This window comes from Ruegeria sp. BA12, assembly GCF_056539625.1.
The window spans coordinates 63524-82426 of record NZ_JBQFVF010000003.1 but is presented as its reverse complement, the minus strand read 5'-3'; the positions used below and the strand labels follow the sequence as shown (position 1 = coordinate 82426).

The following is an 18903-nucleotide window of genomic DNA, read 5'->3' as shown; positions in this document are numbered from 1 at the left end:
CTTGACAAACATAGTGCGGCTGTTTCACCGTTATTGAAACGTTTCAATCGCGGTGAATCTCAGGAAATGCGGATAGCGGCACAGCTTTATACCGTCAGGCAGCTCGGGGGTCTGGCTGCGCAGTTGGATCTGATCCTCGCCTGCGGTATTGCGGATGTTGAAACAGTTGGATTTCACGATCTGTCCCCTAAACACATGGCGTTGCAGGTTGCGCAGTCGGGCCTGACCGTCCGGTCGGCGCATTTCGATTGGGAGGAATTCGAAGCCCGGTTTGACGATATTCTGACCCTGCTTGATCTTTTGAACTGCCCGGTTGCCGTGATGCCATGGCTGGCGCCACAGGCCCGCCCCGGCACGGTCGCGGGATGGCAGGATGTAGCAGACCAACTCTCTGCTTGGGCGGCGCGATTGGCGGGCCAGGGGGTTCGACTGGCTTATCACAACCATGATTTTGATCTGGTTGGCCCTGTTGGAGAAACGCCTTTGGACCTGATCCTGGCCCATGACACGCTGCATTGGCAGCCCGATATCGGATGGTTGGCCGTCTCGGTGCCGGACCCGGCCGAGGTGTTGCAGCGGTACGCGGGGCGGATCGTATCAGTACACGCCAAGGATGCAGAACCGGCTTCGGGGCAGGGTGATGATCGCTGGCGCAATCTGGGGCAGGGCGTGGTCGATTGGCCCCGGCTGTTGCGCATTCTGAATGACAGCCCCTGCAGCGATCTGTTTGTCGAACACGATGAAACGCCCGACCACGCCGAGACCTTGCGGACGGGGCGAAAGTTTCTGATGGGACAGATGTCTTCGGAGGTCGGATAATGGCGCGCGCAACGATCAAGTCGATCGCCAAGGAGACGGGCTATTCTGTTGGCACCGTCTCGAACGCGCTGCGGGGGGCTGCGTCAGTTCGGGAAGAAACACGCCAAGAGATTCAGGCTGTAGCCACGCGTCTCGGGTACCGTGTCAATATGGACGGTTTGAAGCTGCGCACCAACAAATCCTACCGTATCGCGGTGCTGGTCAGCGTGTCACCTGACGCAGCAGAGGAATGGGAAGGGGTAGAATTCACCCGCATTCTGGCCGGTATCTCGGCGTCCTTGCAGGGTTCGCGATACGAGATGTCTGTGTTCAACGTGGCCGATCTGCCGGATGCCATGGCCGTTCTGGCGCGGATTGTTCAGGACGGTTTGGCCGATGGTGTCATCTTCTCGGGCACATTGCAGGGCGACCCGCGCATCGCTTTTCTACAGCGACACAGTTTTCCCTTCGTGACCATGGGTATGAGCGACAGCAAGACAGCCCATGCCTATGTCGATTTCGACAGTCAGGCGGCTGCGTTTGACGCAACCGCGCGGTTGGTGGGATTGGGGCACCGGCGTATTGCCTTGGTGAACCCCCCGGCCGAACTGATCTATGCAGCACAACGTCAAACCGGATACGAACAGGCGTTGGCCAATGGTGGCCTTGCGCCTGACCCAGCGCTGATTTTCAATGGCCCCACAACCGCTCGTACTGGGCAGTTGTGTTTTGAGGCTCTGATGCAGCTAAGCGACCGACCCACGGCCTGTATCTGCGCGAATGAGGCGATGACACTAGGCGTTTTGTCCGCAGCCCATGCTGCGGGTGTGCAGATTGGCCGGGACATGGTGGTGATTTCCACCGATGACCTACAACTTAGCCGATATTTCGTACCCCCGCCCAGCACCTATTATGTGCCCATCGAAGAAACCAGCCGTCTTCTGGGCGAGTACATGTTGAAAGCTTTGGAAGGGGGCGACCCGTCCGAGACCCAGAAAAAGATCAGGGCCACGCTGATCGAGCGCCAACCTGACACCCCCGCGCCGCAAAAGGCGCCCACCACGTAAATCCACTCAGGAGGACTTGAAGATGTTTAAAAATCTACTAGCCGCAGCGGTCGTGACCGCGATAGCAGCCCCCGCAGTTTTTGCTGCCGACCTGGACGGGCGCGTTCTGAAAATCGGAACCGACGCCACCTATCCGCCGATGGAAACTGTCGATGAGACGACCGGTCAGATCGTGGGTTTCGATGTGGATGTGATGAATGCGATCTGCGAACGGGTCAATTGCGTCCCGAATTTCGTCAACACCGCATGGGACGGCATCTTTGCCGCGCTTCAGCAGGGTGAGTTCGATCTGGTGATCTCGGGCGTCTCAATCACGCCGGAACGCGAAGAGACGATGGATTTCTCAGAACCCTACATTGTAGTCAGTCAGGCCATTCTGCTCCAGGTCGACAATGCGGACATGACGCTTGAGGATTTCAAAGCCGGTGGTCAGAAGCTGGCGGCGCAGACTGGTACCACCAACGCGCAATTGGCCGAGGATCTAGTAGGGCGCGAAAATGTCAGCCTGTATGACAACTTCTCTGCCGCGATCCTGGCACTGCAAAATGCGGATGTGCAGGGTGTGATCATCGACGGCACCTCGGCCGCCGCATACGAGCAGGAGTTCGCGGGTGAGCTGACCGTGGGCATCACCGGCCTGCAATCCGACCCGCTGGGTATCGTGTTTCAGGAAGGCGACGCTACGGTCGACGCCATCAACGAAGGGCTGGCAGCGATCAAGGCCGACGGCACGCTGGACAAGTTGGTCGGCAAATACTGGGGCACCGAATAAACCTGTCCGATCCGAAACGGCCCGGTGCCGATGGCAACCGGGCCGCCTGTTTGCAGTGAGGTCCCATGAAGCGTCTAAGCTCGATCCGCCCGAGCAATCTTGTTCTGCTCGCCGCGGCCCCGTTCATTATCTACCTGTTCGCTACCTCTTCAAAATACCTGCGCTCTTTGATCGCAATTCTCGGGATCGGGAATAATGCCGGCCCGATTTTTGTCGGGTTCCTGCTGGTTCTTGCGGTGGCCATTCTGGGATATCTCTGCGCCCGAAACGCGCGGTTTCAGACGGCGCCGAGTTGGGTGCGTATCTCGGCATGGGCGGCCTTGCCCGCAGCGTTGGCGCTGGCGGTCTTGGTTTTCGTCGCGCCGCAGGTGCTGATGCCATTTGCCGAGTCCGTCTTCTTTCATGCGCTCAGCGAAAATACTTCGACCTTGATCGACCGCTCCGCGCAGACTTGGGTACTTTTTCCAGACGTTGTTGATCAGGTTCAGACAGGTCTTCAGGTGTTACTGCTAATCTATGCGCTTGTGGTTGCTGGTATTTTGCTGTCGGGCCGTTTGCCCGTCAGGGCGCGGGGACTTGCTCAGCTTGGGTTTGAGATCCTGACCGGGGCCGCGCTGTTCTATCTGATGTTTATGGCCCATTGGCAATTTGCAACCGGAGTGGCGATCACGTTTCGCGCCGCCATTTTTGCTTATATCTTCGCCGCCATTCTGGGGCTGATCTGGGTCGGGCTGCAATCGTTCAAACCCAAGGCGCGCACGACCGTTGTCTATGGCTGCATCAGCTTGACTTTGCTGGGTGTATCGGCGTTTTTCTTCATGCAGCCACAGGTCAAATACGAACTGATAGGTACGCTGGATGCGCGCATCGCCATTGTGCGCGGCACCCCGCAGGCGCAGGCCGACATCATCAGGTTTGGTGAATTCGACGGGGGCGAAGACCAACAATACCGCATCCGTAGCGCCCCAAACGCTGCCAGCGCGGTGGAACAGATCGAAACCGTCGACAGCGTGTCGGGCGCCTTTGTCCCGGTCGGTGCCAACACCAAGGGCTATCCGGTGATCTGGCAGACGCAATTCCTGCCGGATCAGTACCGCAACCCAGCGCTGGCTTTTGCCGTGTTTGGTTTTCTATTGCTGACGCTGACGGTGGGCGGTGCGCAGCACAAGCTGCATCCGCTGGCCGTAGGGGCCGAGTTCTTCGTGGACACGATCCGTGGCATTCCGATGCTAGTGATCATCCTCTATATCGGTCTGCCTTTGGCTGGGGCGGTCAAAGATGCCACGGGTGGCGGTATCGATATGACCAATATGACTCGCGGGATCATCGCGATCTCGGTCGGCTATTCCGCTTATATGGCCGAGATTTTCCGATCCGGGATCGAGGCCATCCCACGGGGTCAGATCGAGGCTGGTGGCTCGCTGGGTCTTTCGCGCTGGCAAACTGCGCGGCTGATCATCCTGCCGCAGGCGCTGCGCATCGTCACGCCGCCCTTGGGCAATGAGTTCATTGCGATGATCAAGGATACCTCACTGCTGTCGATCCTGTCAGTCCGCGATATGACCCAGCGGATGCGCGAATTTCAGGCCGCCAGTTTTCTGCCCTTTGCGCCGTTTAATACAGCCGCAATCCTCTATGTGGTGATCACGTTGGGCTGCGCCAGCTTCCTCAAATGGATCGAACGCCGCACGGCAAGGGAAGATCGATGAGCAGGTTGGAACTTGGGGTATGCTATTACCCCGAACAATGGGACCGGTCGCTCTGGTGTGAAGACGCGCAGCGAATGGTCGAGATGGGACTGGATTGGGTGCGCATCGCCGAATTCACTTGGGGCCTGATTGAACCGGAGCGCGGCGTTTTCCACTGGGATTGGCTGGATGAGGTGATCGACATTCTGGGCGAGGCAGGCCTGCGCGTGATGATGTCCACGCCCACCGCCGCCCCGCCGAAATGGCTGATCGACGAACATCCGGAAATTCTGCCAGTTGGGCCGGACGGGCGCGTGCGAAGGTTTGGATCGCGGCGGCACTATTGCTTTTCCAGCGATTTCTATCTGGCCGAAGCCCGCCGGATTGCCACCGAATATGCCCGTCGTTATGGCCAGAACCCCTATGTTCACGCTTGGCAGATCGACAATGAATATAACGATCACGACACGGTGCTTAGCTATTCGGATGCGGCGCGGGTCGGATTCCAGCGGTGGCTGGCGGATAGGTACGGGTCGATCGCGATACTGAATGAAATTTGGGGGACCGTGTTCTGGGGATCTGCCTATTCCAGCTTTGACCAGATCGAATTGCCCAACGGGCTGGTGGCCAGCCCCAACCCAACCCATGCACTGGATTTTGCGCGATACTCCTCGGACCGGGTGCGGCTTTTCAACCGCGCGCAGGTGGATGTGCTGCGTCAATACGCGCCGGGTCGGGACATCACCCATAATTTCATGGCGGGCAGTTTTGAGTTCGATCACCATGCCGTTGCCGCCGATCTGGATATTGTTGGCTTCGACAGTTACCCCTTAGGAAATCTGTTGGGCTCGACCCTGTCTGACGACGAAAAGCACCGCTATTTGCGGACTGGCGCGCCGGATTATCAGGGGTTTCACTGCGATCTGTATCGCTCTCAAGGCAAGGGGCGGATGTGGGTGTTGGAGCAGCAACCCGGCCCGGTGGACTGGGCCGAGAAAAACCCCTCACCCGCGGACGGGATGGTGCGACTGTGGACCTGGGCAGCCTATGCGCATGGCGCGCAGGCGGTGATGTTTTTTCGCTGGCGACAGGCTAAATTTGCGCAGGAACAGTATCACACAGCATTGTTGCGTTCGGACGGCAGCCCGGATCAGGCCGCCGTGGAATTGGCGCAGGTCGCGGCAGAGCGCGACTTGTTGCCCGCCGTGGTACGTGAGCGGGCGCAGGTGGCCATAATTCTGGATTACGAATCCATCTGGGCGGCGGATATCCTGCCGCATGACGATGCCTTCCCAAATGCTCAGGTCATCCGCGAATGGTATGCCGGGCTGTGCGCGCTTGGGGTCGATCTGGATTTTGTGGGGCCACAAGATGAGCTGAACGGGTATGCCCTGATTGTTGTCCCGCAAAGCATGATCGTTCCAAACGATCTGGCCAACAAACTGCGGGACAGTGGGGCGAAACTGCTGATCGGCGCGCGCGCGGGCAGCAAGACACCCGACATGCACACACCGCACAACCTTGCGCCCGGAGCGTTGGCTGAGCTTACCGGTGTGACGGTCTTGCGGGTGGAATCGCTACCAGAACTGGCGCAGGAATCGGTGCGCTTGCAGGACGGAACGACGTATGACTTCACCGGTTGGCGGGAAATCATCGACACCAGCGGAATGGTAACGGCAGAGTTTAGCAGCGCATACCGGGATGGCAGCCCGGCGATTGTACGCTCGGACCGAGCGATCTATCTGGCAATGATCCCACGCGGCCAATTGCTGCATGCCATACTTTCGGACGCGTTAAGCTGGGCGGGCCTTCCCGTCACGGATTGCGGACCGGATCTGCGGATCACACGTCGCGGAGGATTGAAATTTGCCTTCAATTTCGGGGCAGATGGGTTGTCATTACCGACTGACGAACCACATGCCTATTTGGTTGGGGGCACTGAAATCCCACCCTATGGGGTTTCAATCTGGCGGGACACGTGATCTTGCCAGTCCACATTCCTGTTGGCAGCAAGTAGAAGGCTGCAAAACAACTCAATAGCAGGAGAATCAAAATGGCTGAACGGAAAACCCTTTCCAGACGCTCGATGCTGAAAGGCGCGGGCGCGGCTGTTTTGGCGGCTCCGCTTTACAGCAAAAGCGCGCTGGCCTCTTCGGGTGAGATCAACGTGGTGATGTGGTCGGATTACCTGCCGCCTGAGTTCCTGGAAGGGTTCGAAGCGGAAACGGGGATCAGGGTCAATCATATCGGGATCGGATCGAACGAAGAAATCCTCAACATGATGACTGCGTCGAATGGCCAGGGGTTTGACCTTGTCGCGCCTACCAACATGCGGTCTTTGCAATGGGCGCCGCTGGACCTGCTGCAACCGTTTGATCTGGATAAGGTGAACCTGGACGCGGTTAACCCTTCCATGGTTAGAATTGGGACCGACGCTTGGAATTTCAACAAAAGCGGAGCGCACTGGCTGCCGCATATCTGGGGGACTGAGGGCATAGCCTACCGTACCGATCTGTGGTCGCCCGAAGGCGACGCTCCATCCTATGGGGATGTCTGGGCGGAAGAAAATGCCGGTATGACCATGGGTCGTGCGCATTCTATGATGCTGTGTGCGGGTCTGTATTTGGAACGCTTGGGTGAGATGGAGCCCGAGTCCGTCTGGGATGCCTATGACGACGAAGACACCATGCGCAGGGTCTGGGACCGGATCACGGACTGGTGCATTGAACGCAGGGATCGGATCAAGCTGATTTGGAACGATGCTGAAACTCAGAAATACGGCTTGCTGAATGGCGGCGTGGTTGTGGGGCAAACATGGGACGGGCCGCCGCTGGCTTTGAAATCAGCAGGGGAACCGGTGAATTATCAGGCTCCGATCGAAGGAGCGATGGCGTGGGTGGATGGTCTTGCAATGCCAGTCGGTGCGGAAAACATCGAACAGGTCTATGCGCTCATCAACTATTTGTACCGACCTGAGCCAGCCGGAGCTGCCGCTGCAGTGAACGGATATAACACAGCCGTACTGGGCGCCGAGGATTTCGCGGGCGATGAGTTCAGAAAGAACTTTGCCGAGGCCTATCCGGGCGACGCGTTGGCCAACCTCAACCCGTGGCTGGCCGAAGCTCCGTGGTATGCCAAAGCACGGGCCGAGTTTGTCGACAGATTTTTAAACGCCTGAGCATTACCCCTGTGCGGGTGGACCCTTTGGTAGGATGACGACGTCACACGCTGCGATTTCGTGCCCGTTCCAAAGGACGGGTGCGGCGGTGTAGTTGATCAGAAAAATATACTGCACGGTTTCCCGTCGGCGCAGGCCCTCGGGCATTGCATGCAAGGTCAGGTCGACCGTTTTGGCGGCCATCGAGATGACCCTGTCCCAAAGAGCCTCATCCGGGAAACCCGCAAGGTACCAAAGACCGTTTTCGCCTTTTAGGGCAGATGTGCCATCAACAAAGGTCAAAAGGTCTGGGGCATCTCCGGAGAGGCGGTCAACCCAGTGTTGCGCCGCGCCACCTCCGTTAACATCACGCTGCACGTTAGGGGGCAGGGTTTCCACAAGATCAACTCCGCAATCCAGCCCGGACAGGCCCGGGCGGCCTGAGGTTGGAATTTGGAAATCGCGAGTGATCGCGCCTGTACGGGGGCCAAGGATGGCCAGATCACAACCCTCAGTCAGGCGGGTTTCCAGATCGTCATCCAGCGTGGCAAGACCGGGGGCGAGGATCAGTTTGTAACCGGTCTTGGGCGTTTCCGAGGCCGCAATGAAGTCCACCGAAAGCCCGGCCCGCCGCAGCGCGCGATAGGCTGAAAAAACCAGCCGGAAATAGTTGAACCCGGCCCCTTGCGGTTGTGTCGCCCAGGCCCAGTCCGAGGCATAATCGAACACAATCGCCACGTCCGCCTGCGTTTGCGTCAGCGCGCCAAGCTCGGCCAGATCAACTGCGGTTTGACGTGCCTCAGCCAGTGCCGGGGCGGGTGTGTTGTTCGGTGTCAAAAGGCCAGCGTGCATTTGTTCCTGCGCGAACGGAGCCTGCCGCCAGCGGAAATAGCTGACCACTTCGGCCCCATGAGCCACCGCCTCAAGCGACCACAGGCGCACCATGCCGGGCAGGGGGGCAGGGTTATAAGGAGCCCAGTTCACCGGGCCCGGTTGTTGTTCCATCACCCACCAGCGCCCGCGCCCAACGGCGCGATAAAGGTCGTGATGAAAGGCCTGCATATCCGGATCGCCCTGTTGCAGGAACGCGGCTTTATGGGCCTCGTCCGCCTCAAGGCGGTCTGAGAGAAACCCAATCGGGTAGCTGTCCCATGTGGCGATATCCAGATCCGCACCGACTTTGAAATGATCGAAATCCAGAACCCGACCCATATAATTATGCAGCAGTGGCGCGTCGGTCAGTGGCCGCAACGCATCAACCTGCGCTTTGTTGAACATCACCACCTGATCCGAGCTGAACCAGCGGAAGGCCAGAACATGCGCTGGGTTGGGTTCGGTCACAGTCAGATTGGGCAGGTCGATCTGATCGAAACCTGCGTATTCCATCGACCAAAACACATTGCCCCAGGCGGCGTTCAGAGCGTCGACCGAGCCATATTGATCGGCCAGCCACCGCTGAAACTCTCGCAAGGCAGGCTGGCTGTAGCTGACGGTCGTGTCATGGCAGCCATATTCGTTGTCGATCTGCCAGGCGGCGACATGCGGGTTGCGCCCATACCGTTCGCCCATGAGCCGGACAATGCGGGCGCATTCGGCGATATATCCCTGATGACTAAAGCAATAGTGCCTGCGTGAACCGAATTTGCGCGGCTGCCCCTGAGCATCCACCGCCAGCATGTCAGGGTGTTTCTCAAGCATCCATCGGGGCGGCGTTGCTGTCGGCGTGCCCAGAACAACCTTAAGGCCCACAGCCCCCAGCACCTCAATCGCTCGGTCCAGCCAGTCGAATTGCAGATCACCCGGAGTTGGCTCCATCCGGCTCCAGGCAAACTCACCGATCCGCACCCAGCTCAGGCCGGTTTCGACCATCTGCGCGGCGTCCGTGGCCCACATTTCTTCGGGCCAGTGTTCGGGATAGTAGCAAACACCAAGTTCGGGCTTCATAGAATGACTCTGTGTTCGGCCTGCCCAGTACCCGCGCCGGGGGCGGCAAAGGTCATACCGTTGGTAGGGTGTGCAGCAAGCGTGTCCTTGTCCAGTCCCTCGCGGGCAGTGGTGCAGTAGAGTGTGGTCAAGTCGTTGCCGCCAAATGCGGGGCATGACACATGGGTAGCTTCAAATGGGATGGCCGTCAGGAACTGTCCTGACGGTGTATAGGCTGCAACACGGCTTGCACCCCATTGCGCGATCCAGAGGTTGCCTTTCGCATCAACCACGGCGCCGTCGGGGTTCAAACCGTCGACGCGTAGGTCCAGGAATACCGTGCTGTCGCCCTTGGGCCAGCCGGTTTCGGAATTCAGCGGCCATTGCATGACCTGCTTGGTGGCCGTGTCCGAGTAATAGGCGCAAGACCGGTCCGGGGCGAAGCAGATCGCGTTCGAGATCGTGACATCGCCCACCAGTTGCCGAAGTTCCCCCCGCCAATACCGATAAATCGCACCTGCACCGGGTTCGGCGGTTTTACCCATCGTCCCGATCCAGAACCCACCCCAAGGATCCGCGCGCCCGTCATTTGAGCGCGTGACCGGATTGTCCGCCTCAAGTGGGGCGATCAGGTCTTTCTGGTCGTTTTGCAGGTTGAACCGCCACAGGCCCGTTTCAGAGGCTATCAACAGCCTATCCCGGTCTACCCAGCCCGCGGCCGAGACATGTTCGTCGAACTGCCAATTGCGCTGCGCTTTGCCGTCCCGCGTCATCAGGCGTTTGCCCAGGATGTCAAACCAGAACAGCTGTTGCCGTTCCGGGTGCCACAACGGCCCTTCGCCCAGTTCACAGGCGCGGTTGTCGTAGACGATGTTCATCCAGCGGCCTTGTCGTAGGCGGTGACGATATGGGCCGCCCGCTCTGCGACTTCCGAGGCGGTCATGCCGGGTTTGAACAGCGCCGATCCGATGCCGAACCCATCAGCGCTGGCCTTGATCCACAGGTCGAAATTTTCGGGACCTGCCCCGCCGACGGCATAAACCTTTGTGCCTTCTGGCAGCACCGCACGTAAGGCCGCCAACCCAGTTGGTCCTGCCAGCGCGCCGGGGAACAGTTTCAAACCTGATGCCCCAGCTTGGAGCGCGGCGAAAGCTTCGGTCGGGGTAAAAATACCCGGCCAGCTTTCCAGCCCCAGCCGATGTGTGTGCGAGATCACCTCGGGGTCGCAATTCGGTGACACGATCAGACGACCGCCGACCTCTGATACCATGTCGACCTGCTGGGACGTCAAAACCGTGCCTGCCCCGATCAAAGCACGATCACTGAACTCATTGGCCAGAACGGCGATCGAGGCCAGCGGGTCGGGTGAATTCAGCGGCACTTCGATCTTGTCGATGCCAGCGTCGATCAGCGCCCGTCCCACGTTCGTTGCGTCCGAGGGGGCCAGTCCGCGCAAAATGGCGATGATGGGTCGGCTCATGCGGTTTGCCTCGTGAGGTTGCGGGCCTGTTGCAGACCGGCCAGGGTACATTTTGTGCTGTTGGCGGTTTCTACAAACGCGCCCTGTTGTTGTAGCGCCTTGGCATAAACTTCCGACAGGCTCTCGGCCCCGATGATTGCCAATTGCTGACCCAACCAATAGGGGCGGGTGGCCGCCAATTCCGCGCCGATCAGATAACCTGACAGCCGTGCCCGGATAACGCCGCCATCCTGCCCTTGCAGCAGATCAGCGGCCCGCAGGCCAAACAGGCGCGCCGCCAGTTGTTCAGGTTTCGACAACGCATCGGCAGTGGCCTCGGCAAAGGCGGCATCCTCCCAGCCCGCGCCGATCGAATGTTTTAGCACCGATTGCCCGCCCAGCAGATCGAACATCTCGCCCGTCATGAAGGTGCGAAAGCTGACAACCTCTCCGGCGCTGACCTGCACCCATTTCGTATGGGTCCCGGGCAGGCAAATCACCCCGTCCCAGTTTTGATGAGTGGCCAGAAAACCAGCGATCTGGGTTTCTTCGCCGCGCATGACGTCCGGCGGGGCCGTTTGTTTTAATCCGGGCACCACAAAGGCGCGAATTCGGGGATCTGTATTCGGCACGCGGAAGGGGGCAACCGGTGTCGGTTCACACGGAACCGCCGAATACGGGGCCTCGACCCAGCCCTGGCGCGCGCCGACCATTCCACAGGCCACCACATCAATCGGAGCAGTGCTCAGCCAACCTTCGATCAGTTCGAACAGCGCGGCTTGGAACCCGCCTTTGTCCACCCGCGCCATGCCTTTGACCGACTGCGCCTGATCCAGCACCGCATCACCCTGCATCGCCCAAGCCCGCAGATGCGAGGTTCCCCAATCGACTGCAATCCATTCCGTATTCATGGCTTTACCCCGTTACGACAACGCCGCCATCGACGGCCATGCATTGCCCGGTCATCGCGCGGCTGGCGTTTGAGGCCAGAAACAAGGTCGGTGCGACCATATCCTCGGGCGTCAGGTGTTCTTTCAGGCATTGACGGTCCAAATGCGCGGCCAGATCTTCGGGCGTGGCCCACATGTCCAGCTGTTTCTGCGTCAGAACCCAGCCCGGAGCCAGCGCATTCACGCGGATGTTCTGCGGCCCAAGCTCGCGCGCCAAGGATCGCGTCATCCCGGTGATCCCGGCATTTGAGGTGGTGTAGATCGGATAGCCTGCATTGCCCATCATATAGCTGATAGAACTGAAATTGATGATTGCTCCACCCTTGCCCTGCATCTGGCGCGCGGCCTCCTGACAGGCAAAGAAATAAGCCTTGAGGTTCACCTCGATCATCCAGTCCCAGAATTCGGTGGTGGTTTCGTCCAGCGAATGGCGTTTGTCATTGGCGGCGTTGTTGATCAGCACGTTCAGCGGGCCATGCGCCTCGGCGGCTTTTTGCATGGTGACGTGAAGCAGCTCGGTGTCGGTCATGTCGCCTTGCATGAACAGGGGCGCGCGGCCGTGTTTGTCGCGCATTTCCTCGACAAACCCACTGGCGTCGGACCGGCCGATGAAGGCGACATTGGCGCCCTGCGCAAGAAACCCATCGGTCAGCGCCGCGCCAACCCCCGAGCCACCGCCGGTGATATAGACCGAAGCCCCGTTGAGATCGTGGAAAGTGGCTGGTTGATCCATCAGTGGCTCTCTCTGGTCACAAGGCGGGTGTCTTTGCCGACAAGAAAATCAAGGTCCGCGCCCTGATCGGCCTGCAGCACGTGGTCGATATAGAGTTTCGCATAACCGCGTGTGTAATGCGGGTCATCCGGTTGCCACGTGGCGCGACGGGCGTCCAGTTCCTTTTGATCGACCAACAGTTCCAGCTCACCCTTGCTGGCGGAAACCCGGATGCGGTCACCGGTTTTGACCAGTGCCAGCGTGCCGCCTGCCTGCGCTTCGGGGCTGACATGCAGGATGACGGTGCCATAGGCGGTGCCGGACATGCGCGCGTCCGAGATACGGATCATGTCGCGCACACCTTCCTTCACCAGCTTGGCCGGGATCGGCATGTTGCCGACCTCGGGCATCCCCGGATAACCCTTGGGGCCGCAGCCCTTGAGCACCAGAATGGTCTCGGGTGTCACCGGCAGGTCGTCGCGGTCGATATTAGCTTTCAGGTCTTCGATATTTTCGAAAACATAAGCCTCGGCCTCGGTTTCCAACAATTCATCCGTCGCCGCCGAGGGTTTTACGATGGCGCCGTTCGGGGCCAGATTGCCGTGCAGGACACGAAGGCCCGCGGCCGGTTTCACCGGCTCATCAAAGGGGCGGATGACATCTGTGTTGAAACACTCGGCGCCTTCATAATGGGCTGAGATGTCCTTGTTGAGGACGGTTTTGGACGGGCGCAGGAAGGATTTGAGTTCTTTCAGAACGACCGGCACGCCGCCTGCATAGCAGAAATCCTCCATCAGGTATTTGCCCGAAGGCATACAGTTCACCAGCAGCGGAATTTCCGAACCGATCTCGAAATCCTTGAGCGTCAGGTCCACGCCCACACGGCCCGCCAGCGCCAGAAGGTGAACCACCGCATTGGTCGACCCGCCCACGGCAGCATTGGCAAGGATGGCATTTTCAAACGCTTCCTTGGTCAGGATATCCGACGGTTTGAGGTCTTCGTCCACCATCTCGACGATCCGCTTGCCAGTCAGATGCGCCAGCGCCATGCGGCGAGCGTCGACGGCGGGCAGGGCGGCGTTGGTGGGCAAGCTCATGCCCATTGCTTCGACCAGCGACGCCATTGTGCTGGCCGTGCCCATTGTCATGCAGACGCCTGCGCTGCGGGACATGCCGGATTCGGCGTTCATGAAGTCCTGCAGGGTCATCTCTCCGGCGCGGACGGCTTCGGAGAATTTCCACACATCCGTGCCCGAACCGATATCCTGCCCGCGATACTTGCCGTTCAGCATCGGGCCGGAACTGACCACGATTGACGGCAGATCGACCGAGGCCGCGCCCATCAACTGCCCCGGCGTGGTCTTGTCACAGCCGCCCAGCAGGACGACGCCGTCAATGCCATAAGCGCGGATCGACTCTTCGACATCCATTGCCAGCAGATTGCGGAACAGCATGGCGGTGGGCTTCATCTGGGTCTCGCCCAGTGACATGACGGGGAACTCGACCGGGAAGCCTCCGGCCTCCCACACACCGCGTTTCACACCCTCGGCCAGATCGCGCAGGCCCGAGTTGCAGGGGGTGAGTTCCGACCAAGTGTTGCAGATGCCAATAATGGGGCGTCCGTCAAAGGCGTGATCGGGGAAGCCCTGGTTTTTCATCCACGAGCGGTGGATGAACCCGTCTTTGTCGAGCTTTCCATACCAATGCTGTGAACGGCGTTTCTTAGTCATTCGCTGAGCCCTTTCAAGCGGCTTTGGCGGGCTGGCACCAGTCAGGCAACCAGTCTGAATGTGCGGTTAGAAGGTCCGTCACCAAATTGCGGATCTGGCGTAAGTCCAGCTCGGCGGCGGTGTGCGGGTCCATCATGGCGGCGTGATAGATGTATTCCGGGTTCTGGTCGACCAGCGCCCGAACTGTCAGTTCCTGCACGTTGATCTGCGTCCGCATCAGCGCAATCAGCTGGGGTGGAATGTCGGTGACGACCGAGGGCTGTACGCCATTGCTGTCCACCAGACAGGGTGTTTCCACCACCGCGCCCAGGGGCAGCTGCGGGATTTGACCGGTGTTCGGCAAGTTGCCATAGGCCGCATAGGGCGTGTCGGTGACGATGGCGTTCATCAGGTCGGCGGCAAATTCGTGGCTGCGGGTCACCTCGATATCGCGCCCGTCGGTCAGGGTTTTGGCCTGTTCCTTCCAACTGGCGACCTGCTCGATGCAGCGGGTGGGGTATTCATCCAGCGGAATCGAGAATTGCTCGATCAGGTCCTGCCGTCCGTCCTTGATGAACCAGGGGACGTATTCGGCCAGGTGCTCGGAGCTTTCGGTGCAGAAATAACCGAGATGGTCCATCACCTCGTATCGTACCTTGTTGGGGCAGCGCGGCATCAGCAACGGAGCCTTGGGTATCTGGCCACTGGCATACCCTTGCCGCAGCGCAGGGTAGAGATCGCGACCCCGATGTTCGAGTTTCAGGAAGAAGGCGACGTGATTGACGCCGGCAACCTTGTAACGGAAGTCGCCCTTGGGCAGGTCAAGGTCATGCGCCAGTTCCTCGACCGTATTCTGGACCGAGTGGCAAAGGCCTACATGTTTCAGCGTAGGGAACTGCTCGGCCAGCGCCCAGGTGTTGATCGCCATCGGGTTGACGTATTGCAGCAGCGTCGCGTTGGGGCAGAGCTGCATCATGTCGCGCGCCACGTCCCACAGAACCGGAACCGTGCGCAGACCGCGCATGATGCCTCCGACCCCCAATGTATCGGCAATGGTCTGGCGCAGGCCGTATTGTTTGGGGATTTCGAAGTCGGTGATCGTGCAGGGATCGTACCCGCCGACCTGAAATGCAGTGATCACGAAATCGGCCCCATCCAGTGCCGCGCGGCGGTCGGTGTGGGTGGTGACAGTTGCTCCGGTTCCAACTGAACGGATCATTGCCTTGGCTACAGCTTCGCTTTCGGCCAGACGCTCGGGATCGATATCCATCAGGGCAAAGTGGCTGTTTGCCAGTGCTGGGGTCAGCAGAGCGTCGCCCACGATGTTCTGCATGAAGATCGTGGAGCCCGCTCCGATAAAGGTGATTTTTGTCATTGAGGCAAACCTCTGGTTTGACGTTATTTTACGGCACCGAGGGTCAGGCCCGCAATGAAGTGTTTCTGCATGAGGAAGAACATGGCCACCGGCGGTAAGGCCGCGACGATGGAGCCGGCGCTCATCAACTGATAGGCGGCCCGGAATTGGGCGTTGAAGCTGGTGATCCCTGCGGTGACGGGTTGGCTTTCAGCGCCTTGGGTCAGAACCACAGCCCAGAAATAGTCGTTCCAGATGAAGGTGAAGATCAGCACGCTGAGCGCGGCGATGGCCGGTTTCATCAGCGGCAGGACCACGTACCAGAAGATGCGCCATTCGCTGATGCCTTCGACGCGGGCGGCCTCGATCAGTTCAAAGGGCAGCGCGCGGATGAAGTTGCGCATGAACAGGGTGCAGAACCCAGTCTGGAAGGCGATGTGGAACAGCACGAGCCCGGTTTTGGTGTTGTAGAGACCCAATTGCAGGGTCAGGTCACGAACCGGCACCATCAGAATTTGAAACGGCACGAAATTGCCTGCCACGAACATGAAGAATATCCAGATGTTCGATTTGAACTTGTAGATCCCCAGCGCGAACCCGGTCATCGTACTGAGCGCGACACACCCGACCACCGTCGGGATGGTGATCAGGAACGAGTTCAGCAGATACCGTGGCATGTCTGAATTAAAGAAGACCTGCCCATAGTTGAACGCGCCCTCAAAGCTGGACGGCATGCCCCAATAGTTCGCGTTGGTGAAGTCCGCAGCCGGTTTGACCGAGAACAGGGCGACCGCCAACAACGGCCCCAGCCACAACAGCAAAGCCAAAGGCAGCATAGCCTGATAGCTGATTTGCGCCGCGCGGGATTGTTTTTCGATAGGTTTGGGAAACATCTCAGTGCCCCTTTTCTTCGCGATACATCGACCACAGGAAGTAGGCGATGAAGCAGAGCATGATCAGGAACAGGATCACAGCGATGGCGGCACCATATCCCATACGGAAGCCGTATTCGGACAGGGCGACCTCGAACATGTAATAGGCCAGCACGCGGGATGATCCGAACGGGCCGCCCTGGGTCATGATTGAAATCAGATCGAAGCTGCGCAGCGCGCCGATGATGGTCACGACAAAGGCGATGAACGTGGCGGGGCGCAGTTGCGGCAGGATGATGTGCCATAACATCCGCAGGCCCTTGGCGCCGTCCAGACGCCCGGCCTCGATCTGTTCGGGGTCCACGGCATTCAGGCCGGTCAGGTACAGGATCATGCAATAGGCCGTTTGCGGCCACAGACCGGCAAAGATGATGCCATAGGTGACAAAGCGTTCATCCCCTAGCACGTTCAGCGGCTCGATGCCGAACAGACCGAGGAATTCATTGAGCAGGCCGAAGGTCGGGTCATAGAACCACGTAAAAACGAGGCCGACGACGACCTGAGAAATAACGAAGGGGAAGAAAAACAGTGATTTGTACAGGCGGATGCCCCAGACCGTCTGGTTCAAGAGCAGCGCGATGAACAGGCCCGCCGGGATGGCGGCCAGATAGAGGATCAGCCAGATCAGGTTGTTTTTCAACGAGGTATAGAATGCATCCCGGTCAACCCATTCCCAATAGAGGTCTTCATAGTTGCGAAAGCCCACATATTCAGCCGCCCCAAGTCCATCCCATTCATAGAGGGACAGGTTGAAGGACTGGAACACCGGGATGATCACATAAACCATGAAGAACAGCAGGCCCGGGGCCAGAAACAGCCAGGGCGCAATGCGTTGTTGGTTTCTGTGGAACCAGCTTTCCTGTTCTGGGACGTCGACGGCTGACATGAGCAAACTCGGGTTTTAGGTAGGTTGAGTAAGACGGGTTGCCACCCGTCTTACGCGGATTGAGGTGCAGGCCGGGCTTTCGCCCGACCCGACCGGTTCAGTTGTCGTAGATGCGCTGACGTGCGCGTTCCAGTTTCGCAAGGATGCGGTCGGCATTGTCCGGCTTGACCATGAATTCCTGAAACCCTTCCATTGACACCTTGGCCATTTCAGCCGGCGCGTCACGATCCCAGAACTGCGCCACGCCACCGGGGCTGTTCGACGACAGCATCTCGAAACCCTGTAGCAGGAACTTGTCGTCATCCACGGTTGATTGCGCGTTCACTGGCAGTTGGCCGAGATTGGCGCCGTTGTTGATCTGGGACTGTTCATCCGCGGATACAACGAAGCGCAGGAACTCACGTGCGGCTTCCTTGTTCGATGCATTGGCCGGGATGTGGAACGTGTCGGTCGGCGCGTCCTCGGCCAGTTCAACGTCAGGGTTGATGGCAACGAACTGGTAGAAATCCAGTTGATCATCGGTCAGCCCGGCCTCGCGCAGCGGAGCGACGGCGAAGTTGCCCATCAGATACGCCGCGGCCTCGCCGTTGACCATGAAGGGTAGGGCCTCTTGCCAGCTATAGGTCTGGTGGTTGTCGATGAACGCACCCATGTCGATCAGCTGTTTCCAGTTGGCGAAGGTTTGCTTGACCCGGTCGTCTTCCCAGCTGATTTCGCCATTGGCAAGTTGGTTGTGGAAGTCGAAGCCGTTTGTGCGCATGTTCAGGTAGTCGAACCAGCCACCGGCAGTCCAAAGGAACTTGGTGCCGATGGTGTAACAGGCGCGACCGGAATCGACGATCTTCTGACAGTTGACCAGCTCTTCTTCCCAGGTGGTCGGCTCAGTCAGGCCCAGCTCATCAAAGATGTCTTTGCGGTAGTAAACGCCCCATTGATAGTAGGTATAGGGCACGCCCCATTGCTTACCATCAAGGGTCATCGCGCCTTTGGTCGAGGCGAGATTGTCTGCGATCTCGGGTTCGGCCCAAAGATCGGACACGTCTTCGAACAGGCCGGCCTCAACATAGGGCTTCATCCGGTTGGCTGCATACCATGTCGCAACGTCCGGTGTGTCCGCCGTAAGGAAGTTGCGGATCTGAGTCTTATACGCCTCGCGGTCGATCACGGTAGTTTCAATCTCGAGCCCCGGATGCTGTTGCGCGAACCGATCGATCATCGCTTCCATCGTCGCGCGGGGCGCCGGGTTCGATGTGTCGAGGAAGATTCGCAGCTCGCCGGACAGTTCGGCTGCTACGGGCGCGGCAAGTGCCGCACTGGCCGCCAGCGCCACCGCAGTACGCTTGAACATGGAATGCATGGTTTCCTCCCTTAGCTTCCATTTTAAGTTTCAAATAATGAAACCGTGTTTTATATATTGAAAACTACACATCGACTCGGTTAGTCTTGTCAAGACCCTCGTGAAGATGGCGATGGGTCAATAGGAGGAGAACAGACGC

At 59.0% G+C, this 18903-nt stretch carries 16 protein-coding genes; 6 read left to right on the top strand and 10 right to left on the bottom strand.

Annotated features, from left to right (window positions below):
* Nucleotides 1-66 precede the first annotated feature (66 nt).
* From ACR0B0_RS08340 to ACR0B0_RS08315, 6 genes are all read left to right on the top strand, one after another.
* Complete coding sequence (locus ACR0B0_RS08340) at nt 67-819, top strand: sugar phosphate isomerase/epimerase family protein (RefSeq protein WP_170349918.1); 753 nt, start codon at nt 67-69, stop codon at nt 817-819.
* A complete protein-coding gene (locus ACR0B0_RS08335; RefSeq protein WP_480647283.1) occupies nt 819-1865 on the top strand; it encodes a LacI family DNA-binding transcriptional regulator in 1047 nt (348 codons plus the stop codon). Before ACR0B0_RS08340 ends, ACR0B0_RS08335 begins: the two co-directional genes overlap by 1 nt.
* Nucleotides 1866-1887: 22 nt before the next feature.
* Entirely contained in the window at nt 1888-2637 is a 750-nt protein-coding gene (locus ACR0B0_RS08330; RefSeq protein ID WP_170349916.1) for a basic amino acid ABC transporter substrate-binding protein, read from the top strand.
* A 65-nt stretch (nt 2638-2702) separates the two neighbouring features.
* Complete coding sequence (locus ACR0B0_RS08325) at nt 2703-4346, top strand: amino acid ABC transporter permease (protein ID WP_425081947.1); 1644 nt, start codon at nt 2703-2705, stop codon at nt 4344-4346.
* On the top strand, nt 4343-6307 hold the full coding sequence (locus ACR0B0_RS08320; RefSeq protein WP_480639309.1) for a beta-galactosidase: 1965 nt from the start codon (nt 4343-4345) through the stop codon (nt 6305-6307). The genes ACR0B0_RS08325 and ACR0B0_RS08320 overlap by 4 nt, the downstream gene beginning before the upstream one ends.
* A 71-nt stretch (nt 6308-6378) precedes the next feature.
* Nucleotides 6379-7503 carry an ABC transporter substrate-binding protein gene (locus ACR0B0_RS08315; RefSeq protein ID WP_226689454.1) on the top strand — a complete coding sequence of 375 codons (1125 nt, stop codon included), beginning with the start codon at nt 6379-6381 and terminating at the stop codon, nt 7501-7503.
* Between the two features lie 3 nt (nt 7504-7506).
* Here ACR0B0_RS08315 and ACR0B0_RS08310 read toward each other — a convergent pair whose 3' ends face one another.
* From ACR0B0_RS08310 to ACR0B0_RS08265, 10 genes are all read right to left on the bottom strand, one after another.
* Nucleotides 7507-9426 (bottom strand): beta-galactosidase, encoded by a 1920-nt coding sequence (locus ACR0B0_RS08310; protein WP_480647280.1) that lies wholly within the window; start codon nt 9424-9426, stop codon nt 7507-7509.
* Nucleotides 9423-10283, bottom strand: coding sequence for an SMP-30/gluconolactonase/LRE family protein (locus ACR0B0_RS08305; protein ID WP_480647277.1), 861 nt, complete (start codon nt 10281-10283; stop codon nt 9423-9425). The genes ACR0B0_RS08310 and ACR0B0_RS08305 overlap by 4 nt, the downstream gene beginning before the upstream one ends.
* A complete protein-coding gene (locus tag ACR0B0_RS08300; protein ID WP_480647275.1) occupies nt 10280-10885 on the bottom strand; it encodes a 2-dehydro-3-deoxy-6-phosphogalactonate aldolase in 606 nt (201 codons plus the stop codon). Before ACR0B0_RS08300 ends, ACR0B0_RS08305 begins: the two co-directional genes overlap by 4 nt.
* The gene (locus ACR0B0_RS08295) at nt 10882-11775 is read right to left on the bottom strand and encodes a 2-dehydro-3-deoxygalactonokinase (RefSeq protein WP_480647273.1); all 894 of its coding nucleotides are present in this window, start codon (nt 11773-11775) and stop codon (nt 10882-10884) included. Before ACR0B0_RS08295 ends, ACR0B0_RS08300 begins: the two co-directional genes overlap by 4 nt.
* A gap of 4 nt (nt 11776-11779) precedes the next feature.
* Nucleotides 11780-12547: an SDR family NAD(P)-dependent oxidoreductase gene (locus ACR0B0_RS08290; RefSeq protein ID WP_170349908.1), complete on the bottom strand. Its 768-nt coding sequence runs from the start codon at nt 12545-12547 to the stop codon at nt 11780-11782.
* On the bottom strand, nt 12547-14256 hold the full coding sequence (locus ACR0B0_RS08285; protein ID WP_480647271.1) for an IlvD/Edd family dehydratase: 1710 nt from the start codon (nt 14254-14256) through the stop codon (nt 12547-12549). Before ACR0B0_RS08285 ends, ACR0B0_RS08290 begins: the two co-directional genes overlap by 1 nt.
* Before the next feature lie 13 nt (nt 14257-14269).
* Nucleotides 14270-15610, bottom strand: coding sequence for an alpha-galactosidase (gene melA / locus ACR0B0_RS08280; protein ID WP_480647268.1), 1341 nt, complete (start codon nt 15608-15610; stop codon nt 14270-14272).
* A 23-nt stretch (nt 15611-15633) separates the two neighbouring features.
* On the bottom strand, nt 15634-16482 hold the full coding sequence (locus ACR0B0_RS08275; protein WP_170349905.1) for a carbohydrate ABC transporter permease: 849 nt from the start codon (nt 16480-16482) through the stop codon (nt 15634-15636).
* 1 nt (nt 16483) lies between these two features.
* Nucleotides 16484-17407, bottom strand: coding sequence for a carbohydrate ABC transporter permease (locus ACR0B0_RS08270; protein ID WP_170349904.1), 924 nt, complete (start codon nt 17405-17407; stop codon nt 16484-16486).
* A gap of 97 nt (nt 17408-17504) precedes the next feature.
* On the bottom strand, nt 17505-18764 hold the full coding sequence (locus ACR0B0_RS08265) for an ABC transporter substrate-binding protein (RefSeq protein ID WP_170361732.1): 1260 nt from the start codon (nt 18762-18764) through the stop codon (nt 17505-17507).
* Nucleotides 18765-18903: the final 139 nt, after the last annotated feature.